Annotated in this window: 8 protein-coding genes and 1 other annotated feature (1 of these 9 running past the window's edge); of the genes, 6 read left to right on the top strand and 2 right to left on the bottom strand. The window is 39.0% G+C overall.

Annotated elements, in window-relative coordinates; genetic code table 11:
• Positions 1–13: 13 nt before the first annotated feature.
• Complete coding sequence (locus RT261_RS14510; RefSeq protein ID WP_313133505.1) at positions 14–901, bottom strand: LysR family transcriptional regulator; 888 nt, start codon at positions 899–901, stop codon at positions 14–16.
• 258 nt (positions 902–1,159) lie between these two features.
• On the opposite strand from RT261_RS14510, the gene RT261_RS14505 reads away from it, so the two are divergent.
• A complete protein-coding gene (locus RT261_RS14505) occupies positions 1,160–2,596 on the top strand; it encodes a pyridoxal phosphate-dependent decarboxylase family protein (protein WP_313133504.1) in 1,437 nt (478 codons plus the stop codon).
• A gap of 188 nt (positions 2,597–2,784) precedes the next feature.
• Here the strand turns inward: RT261_RS14505 and RT261_RS14500 are convergent, their stop codons facing one another.
• Entirely contained in the window at positions 2,785–3,882 is a 1,098-nt protein-coding gene (locus RT261_RS14500; RefSeq protein ID WP_313133503.1) for a pyridoxal phosphate-dependent aminotransferase, read from the bottom strand.
• A gap of 345 nt (positions 3,883–4,227) precedes the next feature.
• On the opposite strand from RT261_RS14500, the gene RT261_RS14495 reads away from it, so the two are divergent.
• From RT261_RS14495 to RT261_RS14475, 5 genes are all read left to right on the top strand, one after another.
• Positions 4,228–7,860 (top strand): DUF5717 family protein, encoded by a 3,633-nt coding sequence (locus tag RT261_RS14495; protein ID WP_313133501.1) that lies wholly within the window; start codon positions 4,228–4,230, stop codon positions 7,858–7,860.
• 80 nt (positions 7,861–7,940) lie between these two features.
• Positions 7,941–9,227 (top strand): DUF5716 family protein, encoded by a 1,287-nt coding sequence (locus RT261_RS14490; protein WP_313133500.1) that lies wholly within the window; start codon positions 7,941–7,943, stop codon positions 9,225–9,227.
• 14 nt (positions 9,228–9,241) lie between these two features.
• Positions 9,242–10,078 (top strand): hypothetical protein, encoded by an 837-nt coding sequence (locus RT261_RS14485; RefSeq protein WP_313133498.1) that lies wholly within the window; start codon positions 9,242–9,244, stop codon positions 10,076–10,078.
• Positions 10,079–10,148: 70 nt separating this feature from the next.
• A complete protein-coding gene (locus tag RT261_RS14480) occupies positions 10,149–11,351 on the top strand; it encodes a hypothetical protein (protein ID WP_313133496.1) in 1,203 nt (400 codons plus the stop codon).
• Positions 11,352–12,041: 690 nt separating this feature from the next.
• Positions 12,042–17,276: an S-layer homology domain-containing protein gene (locus RT261_RS14475; protein WP_313133495.1), complete on the top strand. Its 5,235-nt coding sequence runs from the start codon at positions 12,042–12,044 to the stop codon at positions 17,274–17,276.
• A gap of 284 nt (positions 17,277–17,560) precedes the next feature.
• Positions 17,561–17,741: a binding site (T-box leader), on the top strand; it runs 134 nt beyond the window's last position.

The raw sequence follows: 17,741 nt of genomic DNA, 5'->3' as shown, positions 1-17,741 counted from the left end.
ATGACTTTTTCTTTTATTTCTTGTAAAACTCCTGTACCAGTGTAACAAATGTCTGCATCTGGGGAGTGACCCATTTATTCTTGTGATAGAGAAGCTGACTGCACATCTGAATGGTGGGGATATCTGTTTGAATCCGGGACAAGGTACCCTGTTTGATTGCTTTTTCAACAGAAAATAGAGGAAGAAAGGAAACTCCCATGCCTTCTTCTATTAAATGAATAATAGTTTCGGTATTACCGATTTCCAATACAGGCCTGATCTCCATCTCCTGGGCAGCCAGGAGCGTTTCTAATTCATAGCGGTAGCTGCCGCCTTTTTCCGTTAATATAAATGGCTCCTTTATAATCTTTCGCAAATCAATCTTCTTTTTATTTGCAAAGGAGTGGCTGCTTGCGGTCACAAAAACAATATCTTCCTCCTGCTGTACAGCTCTTACCCATTCCGAACCGTATACCTTCTGATCCAATGTAAAGAATAAATCAATATCATTGCATTTGACCATATCTATTAATTCCTCTGTAGTAGCGGTCCTAATAATGGTCTCTACCTGAGGACAGATACGGTGAAATTGCAGCAATAGTTCCGGAAGGATTGCTGTACATAGGGATTCCACACTTCCAATCCGAAGTAATCCGGTAGGCACATCAGCATCCGATGCAAAGGTTTTAGCCGTATTGGTGACCCTCATGATTTCGTTGGCATGAAAGATAAAAGCTTCTCCCTGTTCTGTCAGATTCACTTGTTTGCCGATTCTTTCAAAGAGCTGTGTTCCCAGCTCTTTCTCCAATTGCTGCATTTGAATCGTGATAGTGGATTGTGTGTATCCCAGTTGTTCTGCTGCTTTGGAAAAGTTCTGTGTTGCAGCCACCCTTAAAAAAGTTGCAATATTTCTAAGTTCCATTATTTACACCCATTGCATATCACATTTGGTTACAGAATGCGATATTGCCACAAATAAATAGGTTAAAAGAAGTGATTTATGGCATCTCTTTCTATTTGTATATTTTCTTTCAACCTTACAATCTATAAATATTTTAAATACATATTATTAAATCTATGAATTTTACAAATACATGGTTACATGGTACTATAGGAAGTAAGAAAAGTCAAGTTTTTTGCTGACATTTACAATATTTTAAGTAAGTAAGGTGACGATAGGATGAACAAACAGGAAATGACATTCAACAATCAAATGCAGCAGGCAGCGGAGGATTTTGTCCGGATGTTTTGCGCAGACAAGCGGGAATTGGCAGCACATAAGATTATGCAAGAAGCAGACGACAGCCAGATTGCCAAGCTGAAGAAAATCGGTATACCAGCTAAGGGATGCTCTATAGATAAAGCAGTAACTGAGATGATGGAGGAGGTTTATAAATACAGGGCAAGTTCAAATCATCCACGATTTTTCGGATTTGTTCCGGGACCTGCATCCATGATATCCTGGCTTGGTGATATTATGACTGCAGCCTATAATATTCATGGGGGAAGCTGGGCAACAAGTCCTGCGGCAAGTTGTATTGAACAGGAATTGATTGGCTGGCTTTGCAGACAGGCAGGTTATACAGAGGAGTCCGGCGGGCTGTTTGTATCCGGTGGTTCCATGGCCAATATGACGGCCCTTATTGCCGCCCGTGATACCATATTAGAAGAGGAAACCCAACATTTGGGTGTGGCTTATGTATCGGATCAAACTCACAGCTCCGTGGCAAAAGGCTTACGTATTATTGGAATTCCCAATACCAGAATCAGAAAAATACCTACTGACCGATGGTTCCGAATGGATATGGAGCAATTAAAAAATACCATTGAAGCAGATAGAGCAAATGGTTTGATACCATTTGTTGTAATTGCAAGTGCAGGCACTACCAATACCGGCAGTGTTGATCCCTTGCCGGAAATTGCTTCTTTGTGCCAGAACTATGGTATATGGATGCATGTGGATGGTGCATATGGAGCTTCCGTCTTATTGACGAAGAAATATAAGTATCTCCTTAAAGGAATTGAAGCTGCGGACAGTATCAGCTGGGATGCGCATAAATGGCTGTTCCAGACCTATGGCTGTGGTATGGTTCTGGTAAAGAACAAAGCAAATCTAATTAATACCTTTCATGCCAATCCGGAATATCTTAAGGATCTGGAGGCAAAGGAAGATCAGGTAAACTATGGAGATATGGGAATGGAACTGACCAGACCTACCCGTGGATTAAAATTATGGTTTACCCTTCAGGTAATGGGTTCGGAGGTCATGAGCGCCGCTATCGAACATGGATTTCAGCTTGCAGAATGGGCAGAGGATGAATTAAAAAAGAAAAGAGATTGGGAAATCATTTCTCATGCCCAGCTTGCCATTGTGAATTTCCGTTTTGCTCCTTCCGGCATAACAGAAGAACAGGCAGATGAGCTGAATCAGAAAATCTCTAAGGCAATTATTGATAATGGCTATGCCGGTGTTTTTACTACAGAACTGAAGGGCAAAAAGGTTTTACGAATCTGTGCAATTCATCCGGATACGACGGAAAGTGATATGAGAAATACAATCCGTCTGCTCAATGAATATGCCCAGGAGTTTTATCAGCCGTTAAGAGCAATCAGTTAAGAAGTTTCCAACTTTCACAGACGAGTTTTTGAAAGACCGGAATAGCAAAAGAATGTCCCAAAAGTAATTCCCTTTGAATCTACTACAATATACAGTATATTAAATGTACTATATCTTATATTGGCTTCAGTTGAAAATTACTTTTGGGACATCTTTTATAATGAAAGCATAAAAATTTGCCTTTGATTTTATTGCAATAGGTCTAATAGCAATTCTAATAGTTCTGTATTCTTTTCCGGCTCCATAAAACAAAATCTTATAAATTTCTGGTCTAAGAAAGGGAAGGTAGAACAGTCCCTTATCATGAACCCTTTTCGAATGGCAGCATCAAATAAATCCGCTGCAGTAATGCCCTCTTTTAATATTTTAACCAGTACAAAGTTAGCAGTAGGAGGATATACTTTCACATTTTTACATTCCTTTAATAGGTTGAATATTCGGTTTCTTTCCCTGTGAATTAAATCTCTGGTTTTACCGATATATTCTTCATCACTGAACATAATCTCCCCAGCAATGGCAGCAAGGGTATTAATGGTCCATGGATTTTTCTTCTTATTAACTTCTCTGAGTAAATCCACATTACCACAAATGGCATAGCCTAAACGTAAGCCCGGAGCTGCAAAGAATTTGGATATGCCCCGTAAAATGATAATATTATTATAAGATTCTGCTAATGGAACAGAAGTTATCTGGTTAATATCATCTGTAAATTCTACATAGGTTTCATCAACCATACAATATATATTCTTTTGCTTACATATATCAAGAATCTTTCGCATGTCTGCTGTAGGAATAGCGGAAGATGTAGGATTATTCGGGTTACAGATAACAAGTAAGTCAAAGTCCGCAGACAGCTCCTTCTCTAAAGCTTTCACATCCAGCTTAAAGTCGGCTTCTGCCTCTAAAGGGTAATAGTGAGAGCTGCCTCCTCCTAAAGTAATTTCTCTTTCGTATTCGGAATAGGTAGGTCCGATAATAAAAGCTTTCTTTGGATGGGTAATTTGAATAAATAAAGAGATTAATTCGGTGGAACCATTACCTACTACAATATGGTTCCTGTCTCCATGAATGTAATTTGCAATGGCGGTTCTAAGTTCAGTATATTCTCTGTCAGGGTATCCTGTTATGGCATCAATTCTATCTGCTAAAGCAGTACGAAGTTTTGGAGAAATACCAAGGGGATTTACATTTGCTGAAAAGCTGGTAATATCTTCTTTTTTAATACCATAAGCAGCTTCTATTTTCTCTAAATCACTTCCATGAAAGTGTTCCTGTGGTTTAATCAATTGATCAAGTCCTTTCTGTTATACAATTAATTACCTTATTTGATGTAAACTTAGGGTAATTACTACCGTAGTTTTAATTGGTATATAGGTATATTATACCACATATACAAAAGTTACAATACAATGATATTTAGTCCTCATGGAGATAAATTGAAGGAACATGAAAGAAAATGCATTGGTCTCAAAATGCGATGATATCAATTAAGGCAAAATCAGATTAATTTGATAATCTTAAGGACAAGTGACTATTGCTAATTTATGTCGATTAGTGTTATAATCATTGTAATTGAAGCGGTGTAAAATACAACAATAAGCAGTATACTATCAAATTTGGGGTGGAAAGAATTGAAAGAAAAAGTGGATCGACTGGCCAATGGAATATTTGAATATGAAACTCCTCGTATTATAGTCTCCCAAGGGGAATTAGAGATTTCTATTATTTCAGGTAATACATACTCCGGTAGTTTTACTATAAAGAATAGTAAGGATACCCCCATAAAAGGGGTTCTTTATTCTTCCAACAAGCTGTTAGAGCTGGAACAAACCAGATTCACAGAATCTTTAAATACCATACAATATCAGTTTAATGGGAAAAATATGAGTCCCGGTGACAATGCTAAGGGGGTTATTAGTATTGTCAGTGATTGCGGAGAATTACAGGTTCCATTTACTGTAAATTTTGATCCTCCATATTGTAACTCGTCCATGGGTAAGATAAAGGATTTATTTCAATTTGCCAACCTGGCGAAAGCTGATTGGGCCGAAGCATTAAAAATCTTTAAATCAGAAGAATTCATACCAATCTTTTTGCTTTACGAGAAAAAATATATACAATTATATGAGAATCTTTTAAAAAGCAGATCTGCAAGTCAAGCAATGGAGGAATTTTTAATTGCTGTTCACAAAAAGCTACGAATCAATATTTCCGTTGATAAACTCTTATTAAATTATCAAATTGAAAAAGAAAGCTTTAAAGACAAGCTTACGTTAACAAAAGACAACTGGGGTTATACAGATATTCGTGTCAGTACGGATTCCTCCTTTATTGAATTAGAACATAAATTAATTTGGTCTGATAATTTTGTAGGCAATACCTATCCCCTTGAGTTTATTATTAATCCGGAGAAATTAAAGCCCGGCAATCATTACGGACGAATCTACATTAAATCGATACACCAGACTATTGTGGTGGAAGTAAATTGTAAACGCTGCAGTTCCGAGTTTAAAGCGGACTACAATCGTAGAAAGATAAAAGAAACTCTGTTAAAGATAGAAAAAAATTATTTGGATTTTCGAATGAACCGGATTTCTTTATCGAAGTATGTTCTGGAAAATATGGAATTACTAGATCATGCCATACTTCTTGACGAAAAGAAAAAAGAAGAGTATCAACTGTTAAAAGCTCATTTGCAAATTATATCGGATAAAGATAATTTGGCTAAGGAATTACTGGAGCCACTTAAGGAAAAGCTGGAAGGGATGCATGAATCCAACGTTATTTCTTATTGTGGTTACTTATATCTGCAAGCTTTACTATATAAAGAAGATACTTATATTGAGACGGCCCGGATTCAAATACGTGATTTATATGAAACCAGCTGCGATAACTGGAAGCTTTTGTGGTTTTTACTATATGTGGATAAGAGATACGATAATAACAAAGGCTTAAAGCTGGAGGATATCAAGAAAGAGTATAAAAAGGGCTGCCACAGTCCTGTTTTATATTTTGAAGCAGTAACTATATTCAATGAGGATCCAGCACTTTTATACGAATTGGGACCATTTGAATTGCAAGTGTTACACTGGGGACTTAAGCAGAAGTTCCTTAATAAAGATGCAGCTTTGCAGTTTACATATTTAGCAGGTAAAAGGAAAGCTTTTCATAGATTGGTTCATGAATGTCTGGTACTCATTTATGAAAAATATAAATTAAAAGATGCATTATCAGCTATATGTGGATTGCTGATAAAAGGGCATCAAAGAAGCAATGCCTATTTTAGATGGTTTAAGTTAGGGGTAGAAGAACAATTACGTATTACGGAACTTTATGAATATTATATGTATTCCATGAATGAGGAAGAAGATATCATCCTTCCACAACCGGTTCTTCTATACTTTATATATAACAGCAATCTTCATGACCGTAAAAAGGCATTCCTTTATGCTTATGTGATTAAGAATAAAGAGATAAACCCTGCCATCTACCGGACTTACTTAAAACATATGGAGCAGTTTGCATTAAAACAGCTGATGGCTCATAATATTAGTTCCAGCCTTGCTGTATTATATGAGGAAATATTAACACAGGAGACCATCACTTCGGAGATGGCCCAAGAGCTGCCCTACATTATGTACAAGCAGGAAATATATTGTAGTAATCCTAACATAAAAGGTGTGTATGTTGCCCATAAGGAAATGAATAGTGAAGTGTATGCTCCTTTTGTCAACGGAGGGGCACAAATTGACATTTATACAGAGAGTGCGGAACTTTATTTGGTGGACGGATATGATAACCGGTATTTTACAACCATAGACTATACACTGAATAAACTAATGAGACCGGAAGAATTCGCCAATATCTGTATTGAATACAATGTTAGTCACCAGATGCTGCTTTTAAATCTTTCGGAAAAGGTACAAATTTATCAGAAGGCGGATGTAAAGTCCATAGAATTAAGAAAAAGAGTATTACAAATACCTAGTTTATCAAAGGAATATTATAAAGAAAATATTCTGACTCTGATAGATTATTATTACGATTACTATGAAGGTGAACTTCTGGAGGCTTATTTATTAGAAATTGATTTTAAGGATCTAAATAAAGAAGAGCGGAATAAAATTATAGAATTGTGCATTATCCGGGATTTATACCAGAAAGCTATGACAGGATTAAAAGAATACGGCTTTGAAGGGGTAGCTCTTAACCGGTTAATTAAGCTATGTTCCAGAGTATTGCAGAATATACATCTTGATGGAGAATATTCTGTTTCCAATATGGGTATAAACCAAAGAAATACGAAGGATAATTGGGTGATTTCCAATAAAGAAGCAGAGGATGTATTAAGGGCTTTATGCTATTATATTTTTCAAAACGGTAAGTACAATGAAGATATTTTACGCTATATGGTAAACTGTTTTTATGGAACTACCGAAGAAATGTTTCAAATATGGGAAGCAGCTTCTTCCTTTGAAATTGATACATTGAAATTAGATGAGCGTATCTTGGTGCAAGTGCTTTTCTCAGAGAGCTATTTGGTGGATACCTTATCTGTATTTATGGAGTATTACAAAAAAAGTTATAACCATAAAATTATTCGAGCCTTTTTATCCTATAGCGGTTACATGTACTTAATCAAAGACCGGTTCATACAGCCGGAACTGTTCCGTATTATGAAAAGGGAATTAAATTACGAAGAAAATAATATTTGCATGTTAGCCCTGCTAAAGGAATATTCAAAACAAGATGTTCTGGAAGGCAAGGATTTGGAATTTGCCGAAATAAATGTGCTGAAATTTATAAAAAAGGGGATCATTCTCCCTTTCTTTAAAAATTATGAAAAGTATTTTTTGCTGCCGGCACAGCTAAATAATAAATTCTTTATAGAGTATATTACAGACCCCAGACACAAGGTAAATATACATTACCAGATAGAAGAACAGAATAATGAAGAAGAATTTATCACAGAAACCATGCCAAATGTTTATTTGGGCATCCATGTGAAAGAGTTTATAGTATTCTATAATGAAAGGGTTCAGTACTACATTACGGAAGAGAACCAGGAAGGTCAGGTTAATATTACCGAAAGTGTGGAAGTTAAATTAGGTGAGGACATGGAATTAGATGAAGATACCAGATTCAATCATTTGAATTTTATGTTAATGGCCATGGATATGAAGGATGAGAAAACCATGATTGACAGCATAGAAAGTTATATAAGAAAAGGCTATGTATTATCAAAAGTATTCAAACCATTATAGTAGGTGCAGATAATTCTACATTAGTGCAAATATTGCGCTGATACCCAAATTTGTGGTGTTTCGGCAGAATGGAGATTATTATGAGTGAACAACTGGGCAATGAGCAAAGAAATTTAATAGTAGGATTCGATTTGTGTGATGATTTCTCTCAGCTTAGTTATTATAATTATAAAACCTATGAGCCGGAATCTATTTGTATTGATTTGGAAGAGAGCAGGTATCTGATACCTACCGCATTGGGGGTTAAGAACTACTCAAAGGATTGGGTTTTTGGAGAGGAAGCCGTATCCTGCGGCGAATTAGGTACCGGTGTGCTTGTAAATGATTTATTAATCAAACTAAAGACTGGTGAAAACACAGAAATATTTGGTACAGAATTTGATCCGGTTACACTAATGGAAAAATATCTGCGCAAATGTTTACTGCTTTTAAAGAAAAAGTTCCCGCAAAATACTATTTTACAGATTATTATCACGCTGAAAGAGCTGGATGAAAAGGTTGTAAAGGGTTTATATCTGGCATTAGAGAATCTGGGTATTGGAAAAGACCGGGGATATATACAAAGTCATTCTCACAGTTACCAGTATTATGCCTTAAGCCAGAGTAATGAACTGTGGATGAATGACATTGGAATGTTTGACTTTGATGAGAAAGGATTATTTTATTCGCAAATCTCCATTAATCACAGAACAAGGCCATATGTGGTGGGGATTAAGGAAGAAGATTTCTCAGAAACCTTAAGCTATGCTATGCTGGAGGAATATAGAAACGGAGAAAACCTGGAATACATCTTTGGAAATATAGCGAACAGGGTTTTACATAAACAGATAGTTTCAACGATTTATGCAACAGGCACGGGTTTTGAAGGTACCTGGGCAGACAATATATTAAAGGAATTATGTGTAGGACGGCGTGTATTTAAGGGGCAGAATCTTTACGTAAAAGGTGCCTGTTATGCGGCAAGAGAATTAGCAGGGGATTCCAAACTGTCTGAGTATTTATTTCTAAGCAAAGAAATGATTAAAAGTGATATCTTTATTACCGGATATTACAATGGAAAAATAGCGGATGTGGTACTGGTAAAGGCAGGAAAGCCCTGGTATGAAATAAACAACAATCTGGATGTTATACTGGACGATGAACAAGAAATTGCAGTGAAATTGAAAAGTATCATAAGCGGAGAAATTAAAGAGCACAGGATTAGTTTAACCGGGTTACCGGAACGCCCCAGCAAATGTACAAGAATTAGAATCAATATTAAGTTTAAAGATTATAACAATGCAGTGATAACTTTAGAAGATAAAGGATTTGGTGGTTTTTATCCTTCATCCGGACAAATTGCAGAAAATGAGATTGTAGTACAGTAAAGAGGAGGAGTCCAATGGGAAAGCTGATTATTTGCAATGGAAAGCATGCTTTCATACCCTTTTATTTTAAAATAACAAATACAAAAGTTTATTCCGTTGAGGAATTGTGTTACTACATCTATAACAATGTGGAACTGTTGAATGAAGATTTCTTTGGAGAGGCGCTTATTCAATGGTTAAAAGATGAATTGGGATTAGAAGACAGAGCTGATAAATTAAGAGAAATAAAAAATAACAAAGGCAGCCTGAAAGAATTTGCAGTTAGTATCCTATGCAGCAGTGATTATTACACAGAATTCGAAATAAAGGGGTTTATTCGCAATCTGGATGAACAGGTAAATCTATCTCCCTATGAGAAATTGAAGAAAAAAGGGGATAATTGCTTAAAATACAGACAATTTGCAGAAGCTGCTGCCGTATATGAGAAGATATTAGATGGGGAAGAAGTAACCAGCCTATCCAGTGAGGAATATGGCAACCTTCTTCATAATCTGGCGATTATAAAACTTCATATGGTGGGTATAGCAGAGGCGGCAGAAGGGTTTAAGGAAGCTTATGAAAGAAATAAGAATCCAGAATCCTTAAAACAATATTTTATGGCATTAAAACTTAGTAAGCAGGAGGATATTTTAATTGAAGAGGCCAAATCTTATGGAGTAACAGAGGTTCTTAAAGAAGAGATATTGGTTGAAGTCAATACCAGCCTTGAAGAAGCAGAACAAACAGAAGAATATAAAATTGTGGAAGAATTTCGTGAATGTAAACAAACCGGTAAGATTAATCAATTGTACAGAATAGCCGATGAATTAATAAATGGATGGAAACAGGAATTCAGAAGAGAGCATTCTTAAATGGATCATATAATCCTGGATATTAAAAAAGTAAACGAACTAAACGATTTTAGGCAGAAAGGTATTCATAATGGGAATTCTAAAGAGGTTACTTGGATCAAAGAACGATAAAGAAATAAAAGATAAAAATCAAATACAAATAGACGATTCTTCCCTGGCTTATGGTGAAGAAACAATAGAGAAAAATTACAAAGTGGATTACAGCGATGATCCAAGCAGAATTATTACGGAAAATTGTGAGCAAATTCTGGAGTCTGCCAGACAAATGGAAGAACTTAAGGTTGAATATCAGGCTGTAACTTCCTATTTGACAGATATTCAAAAGATAGATCAGATACCTGCGGAAGACAGGGAGAATGTAAATGATGCAGCCAGAAATATCATAACTTTCACCAGAGAACGTTCAAAGTATCAAAGCAGTACTCTTAGAATTACAGATGCTCAGTTTGTCAATATCGGAAAATATGAAGAAATAATACCCTCTGAGCTGGCAAAGATAAAAGAGTATGAGACCTATCAGGAAACCGTTAAGAAAGACATGGGTCATCTGGAGAGAGAGAAGGATTACTTATATAACAAGCGGGAGGAACTGGAAGATAAACAGCATTATCTGAAAAAAATATCTACCACCATTATTTTATTGGTAATTACTTTATTTATAGTGCTTTATCTTCTGCAAAACGCCTTTCAGGCAGATATGCAGATCCCTTTTATATTAACCATTGTTATGGCTTTGGGATGTACTTTATATGTATTATATCAAAGCAATATGAATAGAAAAGAAAGTAAGTTAGCGGAATTAAAGCTAAATAGAGCCATTCAATTATTAAATAAGGTGAAAATTAAATATATTAATAATCGGAATGCATTGGATTATAATTATCAGAAGTATATGGTAGAAAGTTATGAGGAGTTTTACTGTCTTTGGGAATTATACTTAAAAACCAAAGAGGAAGAAAAACGTTACCGTCAGAACACAGAATTATTAGAGCAGTATAACAGGCAATTAACTTTGGAACTAAAACTGTATGAGCTAACGGATCCTGAAATTTGGATATACCAGGCAATTGCAATTATTGATAATAAAGAAATGGTGGAAGTAAGACATCGCCTAAATGTCAGAAGGCAAAAGCTAAGAGAGAGAATTGACTATACCAATAAAATAAAAGAACACAGCATTGAAGAGATTCAAAAAGTATTAGATAAGAATCCGGGACAGAAGGAAGAAATTATAAAGTTGTTAGAAAGATTCGGAATAAATCTAAACGAGTAGTAATAACTGTTTGTTACAAAAAACGCATGAATGAAATTATTTTCGTTCATGCGTTTTTTGGCGTAATGTAAAAAATGACTAAAAAATGCCTGAATTTATATGAGTTTTTAGACAATAAGGCAATATAGTTCTATTAATTGGCAAAGCAATATGTTTTATTTTAACCAATACATTATTAGAATATAGACAATGGTATATACAAATTGTCAGCCTTTATCTCTAAATTGTATTACATATTAAACATATTATTGACGAAAGCTTAAGACAGATAAATAGGGCTGAGAAAAATCATATACCAATATCTTGGAGCTATTGATATTTAATATATGATAATTGCAAGGCGGTGGTAAATTAAAAACACTAAACCAAAAGAAAATGTCTAAGCTGTGAAACATAACTGAATGGACATAACAAGAATGGGATGAAAAGGAATATTGAAAACATTCTAAAATCCCAGAACAAATCAGTGTTATTGCATGGATGAACAAATTACCCACAACAACATTATGAAAGGAAGGATAATGTATGCATCGTAAAAGAACAAATCCAAAATGGATAAAAGGCGCGCCACGCCTCATTGCCTCCCTGTTGGCGGCAGCAATGGTATTCTCCCTTCTGGGAGTACCCAGGACTCTGGCCGATAATTCGGAGAGTGAAATTGTGGCTGCTTCCTTAAGGGGGCGGGGATTCATGGCCGCTGAGGATCTGGGGCCCATGGCTTCAACTCCCAATGTACCCGCAGCTACCTTTAATACCTATGGAGGACGCCTGTATGCTTATGCCGCTGCGGTTGGAGATGTGTTCAGTGTGGTGGATGTAGAAAGCAACCTTAGAGTGGATCTCGAACAGATGCCTGGAATCGGAACAGCCTATACTCATACCGCCGCGCCGGATGGAAAAATCTATGTGGCGGGAGATGCGGGTGTATTATATGTGTACGACCCGGCAACCCAGACTTCCCAAAAAATCGGTACAGTCCTTGAAGGACATCAGGTTTGGAGTGCCGCAGGGGACGAGAAGGGCAATATTTATTTTGGTACATATAAGTCAGGCGGTGCCCATGTGGTAAAGTACAATGCTTCCACCGGCAAGCTGGAGGATTTAGGTATGGCCGATCCCTCCGGGAATAGCGACTATGTGCGCTCTATGGCCTATAAAGACGGCAAGCTGTACTTAGGACTGGGTCTGGCAGCCAAGGTTCACGTAATGGACTTGAAGAATCAAAATAAGATAGTTGACATTACCCCCAGTGATCTGCATGAACGAATCAAAAAAGATCCTGCGGACGGTGTAGTGCAGTATGTTTATAGCATGGGCATCGCAGGAGATACCCTGATGGCCCATGTGGATAACGGTAAAAAGGACGCGCTGCTGTTCTACCATCTGGATAAACATGAATGGGACGACAAGGTAGTTCATATGGATGGTGTTAAAGATGAGGAAGACTATGACTTTGGTGTATGGAACTTTACCCATCTGCCTGTATATGGTGATTATGCCTATTTAATTCATGACCGCCACCTGATGCAGATTAACCATAAAACCCTGGATATTGTAGAGAAGATTACTAAGTATCCATCCGGACTGCGTGGTGGGACTGTGATGGTCAAGGACGGGAGACCAATGGTACTGACTATTTCCCGTGGCGGCGAAATCGTATATATGGATGTAGCCAACAAAACAACTACCCGTGCAGAGGCCTCTGTAATGGGTGCGCCCCTTGGGCTGCACAACCTGACAGCAGGCAACAACGGCAAGTTATATATGACCACATACCCCGGTGGACCTAAAGGTGCGGAATATGACCCCAGGACTCAGGAAGCTCGTATGTATAACCAGGGCCAAGCAGAGGGCATTGCAGCCGGCGAGGGTGATACCGTATACTTTGGTATTTATCCCGGTGCTGTTATTCAGTCTATGGATACCAGAGAGCCTGGCAAGTTTCAAACACTATTTGAAATGAAAACAACGCAGGAACAGGACCGCCCTTACATCATGGAGTATCAGGAAGGCCTGCTGCTGATTGGTACCATCCCGGATTACGGTAAAACAGGCGGCGCCCTTGCAATCTATAATCCTGCTGACGGTACCCACAAGGTATACCGCAATGTGGTGGAGAAACAGAGCATCGTAGGGCTTGCTATGAAGGACGGAATAATTTATGGATCAACATCTCAAAGAGGTGGGTTAAATGCTCCAGCTGAATCCCTGCCTACAGAACCACCTAAGGTGTTTGTATGGAATGTGGCAGCTGAAACCAAGACAGCAGAATTCACTCTGGATATTCCAGGCCTAAACACCCCTATGATCAGTGGGCTGATCTTTGATAAGGAAGGCAATCTGTGGGGAGCGGCGGATGGTATTTTATTCACATTGGATACTGAAACTAATACCGTATCCAAATATAAAAATATCTACCCTGAAATCTCCGGGCGGGGCATGTGGCGGCCTGTGCACATCAAATTTGGTGAGGACGGTCTGATGTATACTGATTTGGGGGGTAAACTGACAGTAGTGGATCCTGCCAGCGAAAACTGGGATCATGTTACAGTGCCGGCTGACGGTAAAGAGGTAGACTTCATCGAACTGGCTTATGACAACCAGGGCAGGCAGAACGTGTATTTTCTGGACAACGGTGCTACAACGCTAAAGGTAATACGTGTAATTGACGGTGGTTGGATACAGCAGCAGCCTAAAATCGTAGAGATTCCGGTAGAGGTGAAAAACGGTGGCTTCGAGGAGTTTGAGGAATCTATTTCCGGCTGGTGGGGCAATGGTGTCAGCCTTTCGGAGGTGCAAAAGTATGATGGCAGGAATTCCATGCTGGTTGTCAGCGGTTCTGCTATCTCCGGAGACATTGCCAACCTGCAGCCGGGGGAAGCTTTTGAAGCCAGCGCACAGGTATATCCGGTGAGCGGGCAGTCTATAGTAACAGTGCAGTTTCTGGATGCGAACGGACAGTTGGCAGGCGAGCAAAGCGCAAGTGCAGTCGGTACAGGTGCATGGGAAAAGGTTACGATAAGTGGTACGGTGTCCGGAAGTGCTATAAAGGCGCGCATTGTTGCACAGAGCGAAGGCAGTGCTTATTTTGATGCATTCGCCATGACTAATATCCCAAATTTGACAAATGACGAACTGCTCCTCAATGGTGATTTTAGTAGTGGTTTGAATCACTGGACGAAAGCGCACCAAAGCAATCCTAATTTGGCTGATGTAATCGTGGATAAGGCTCCAGGCCCCAACGGAGAAGCGGCTGAGGGAGGTGACAGTGCTAAATTTATAGATATATCAACGACTGATGGTGTTTTCCTAATAAGTGACAAAATGAATGTTGTCGAGGGGATTTCTTATAATTTCGACTTCAGCCTGTTTATGGACAGCGGGTCGGTAATGGGGGCGGATGGCACTAGCCAACCTAGCCGTTGCACAGTATATGTGAGGTATTACGATCAAAATAATACAAAACTTGCTCCTGAAGTAGGAAAATCGTACCAAACCGGGCAGGGTGTATGGCAGCAGCTTTCAGAGCCCAGTACTGCTCCGATTGGTGCAGTGAGTGCCGAGGTATGGATTGGACTGTCCCCCTACTACATGGCGGATAGCGTCTACTTTGCAAACCTCTCCTTCAAAGCTGCAATGGCGGGTGGAGATGTGCCAGTGCCTCTGAGCATCCCGAATCCATCATTAGAGGAAAATGCTAGCGTAATCCCGGGCTGGACAACGTGGGGCGAACCCTGGACGGCTTGTTCTTATCAAATTACTGGCGAGCAAAAGTATGAAGGAGAATTCAGTCTGAAGCTGGTAGATGCTTCAACAAGTGAAAACATCTTTATGCGTTCTGATTTTATTGAACTTATTCCGGGGATAAAATCCTATATGGCTAGCGTACGTATGCTGCTGCCTGATGGGAAAGCCACATTGATGATGCGATATTATGATGAGAACGGCAAGCAGGTAGGACAGGATCAGGATGGTGTCAACATCATCCATGTTACAACTACAAGCAATGAATGGTGCGAAGTAAAAGCTACCGTTCCAGTACCAGAGGGTGCGGTTAATGCACAGATTTGGCTGGGTATGAGTAAATTCTTTACATCAACAGGTGTGTATTATGATGATGTAAAGCTGGCCGGTTTGGTAGAAAAATATGCGCTAACAGTATTGGATGGCCGTGGCAGCGGTGAGTATGAGCAAGGAGAAAAGGTAAATATTATAGCTGATACGGCTCCGGCTAGCATGCGGTTTGAACGTTGGAACATCGTATCCGGAAGTGGGAAACTGGAAAACGCCGCCAGCCCAGATACTACTTTTATCATGAGTGATAAATCCACCCTAATTAAGGCCACATATGCCGTTGTTACCGATCCGGGTAATCCCGGCGGAGAGGAAGGCGGTACAGACGGAGGCACAGGCGGCAGCGGCGGCTATATACCTTCCGAACCAAATCTTCCCACTGATAAAAAGCCAGATCAGCCAACCATCGCGTCCACAAACTTAACCGCTAAGGTAAATAAAGACGGCATTGCTTCCGTCACAATCACCGAAGGGCAGGTTAAGAAATTGATTGATGCTGCCATAAAAGAGGCTAAAAGCAAGGAAAAAACAGCGGATGGAATCGGAATTGCATTCAATATCGGGTTCGGTGCAAACGGAAAAAGTGCCAGCTTGAAGTTGGATGAAAAAGCTCTCGCCCTTCTGGAAAGCAAAGGTGTGGTACGCTTTGATGTAAATACACCACTGATAAGCTTTTCTTTCGATGGAGTGGCTATTAAACAGATAAACGTACAAACTTCGGGAACCGTCACTATCGGCCTGTCACCGGTGAACAAGCTATCTAAAGAAGCTAAAGCACTAATTGGCAAACGGCCTGTCTATGACCTGACCGTAAGCTATCAAAAAGATGGTAAGGCAAAGTATATCCAAAACTTTGACAAGGGCATGATAACGCTATCCATCGCCTACAAAGCCTCTGCCAATGGAAAAACCGGAAACTTATTTGGCGTGTATATAGACAAAGAGGGTAATCCACAGCTGCTGACCAAATCCAGCTATACAAACGGCAAACTTATTTTCAGCAGAAACAGCCTTTCTGTTTATGGCATAGGCTATAAGACACCTGCTCCGGCCTTTACCGATACTAAAAACCATTGGGCTAAGGATAATATTGATTTCGCAGCAAGCAGGGGACTTATCAGCGGTACAGGAAAGACTGCATTTGAACCCAATACTGCCATTACCCGGGGAACATTCCTGATGGCACTGGGCAAACTTTCCGGTGCGGACGTGAGCACTTATAAAATTAGCACCTTCTCCGATGTAAAGAACAGCGATCCCGCTATGCCTTACATTGAATGGGCTGTTAAAAACAAAATCCTAAAGAGTATTGACAGTAACAAGTTTGGTCCAAATCAGCAGATCACCCGGCAGCAGATGGCCACAATAATGGTGGACTATGCAAAGGCTATAGATTATAAGCTGCCAGTTTCCATCGCGGCAGTCACATTCTCAGATAGTGGGAAGATCGCTGCCGACAAGATAGAAGCAGTGAAAGCCATTCAGCAGGCGGGCATCCTACAAGACAAAGGGAATAACCTCTTTGATCCACAGGGCAATGTTACCAGGGCTGAGGCAAGTACCATAATACGTCGTTTCGTAGAGCTTGTTATGGACGAGAGTATGGCACGAGGCTGGAATCAAAATGATGCCGGACAAAAATATTATTTGGAGTCCAATGGTGTTATGAAAACTGGTTGGCATAATGAAAATGGTGTGAAATACTATTTTGATGTGAATGGTGTTATGCAGGCTGGAAAATGGGTGCGAATCGGCAGCAAGTGGTATTATTTCCACGTCGACGGGAAGATGGCGGTGAACACCACTATTGACGGCTATACTGTGGAAGCAGACGGTACAAGGAAAGAATAGAAAAAAGAATAGAGAAAAAGAATAATAAAAAAATAGATAAGAAAAGAATAGATTAAAGAAATAACAAGCAGCATACATTAAGAAAGAATTATGGAAGCGGACGGTTTGAAACTGTCCGTTTCTTTTACAGTTAGGGTTTTATAATTTGATTTCTAACTATGTTGGGGCAGCATATAGCATGATTCATAGATTTGTCCTGGGCTGCCTGTAAAAACCACTTGACAGAAAATTAAATATTGCATATTATTATAAGTAATAAGCCAAATTATAATAAAATATATAAATTAAATGTAGTGATGGAGAGGATTAGATAAGTGTATCTTAGCAGAGAGGATGGCTCCCAGGCTGAAAAGTCATCTTAATGAAAGCTTATTGAAGGTAGCTCCGGAACAGTATTTCTGAACAAAAACAATGAAGTGTTTAGTAAGAAATAACGGTAAGCCCCGTTACAGGCTAAGAGGTTTG

Source organism: Anaerocolumna sp., from assembly GCF_032079385.1.
Lineage (GTDB): Bacteria > Bacillota > Clostridia > Lachnospirales > Lachnospiraceae > Anaerocolumna.
Note: the sequence above shows the minus strand (reverse complement) of the source record. Positions and strands in the feature narration are given on the sequence as shown.

Excerpts from the sequence above, each read along its gene's own strand:
- RT261_RS14510 (WP_313133505.1), bottom strand. The coding sequence starts at position 901 with ATGGAACTTAGAAATATTGCAACTTTTTTAAGGGTGGCTGCAACACAG.
- RT261_RS14505 (WP_313133504.1), top strand. The coding sequence starts at position 1,160 with ATGAACAAACAGGAAATGACATTCAACAATCAAATGCAGCAGGCAGCG.
- RT261_RS14490 (WP_313133500.1), top strand. The coding sequence starts at position 7,941 with ATGAGTGAACAACTGGGCAATGAGCAAAGAAATTTAATAGTAGGATTC.
- RT261_RS14485 (WP_313133498.1), top strand. The coding sequence starts at position 9,242 with ATGGGAAAGCTGATTATTTGCAATGGAAAGCATGCTTTCATACCCTTT.
- RT261_RS14480 (WP_313133496.1), top strand. The coding sequence starts at position 10,149 with ATGGGAATTCTAAAGAGGTTACTTGGATCAAAGAACGATAAAGAAATA.
- RT261_RS14475 (WP_313133495.1), top strand. The coding sequence starts at position 12,042 with ATGGCCGCTGAGGATCTGGGGCCCATGGCTTCAACTCCCAATGTACCC.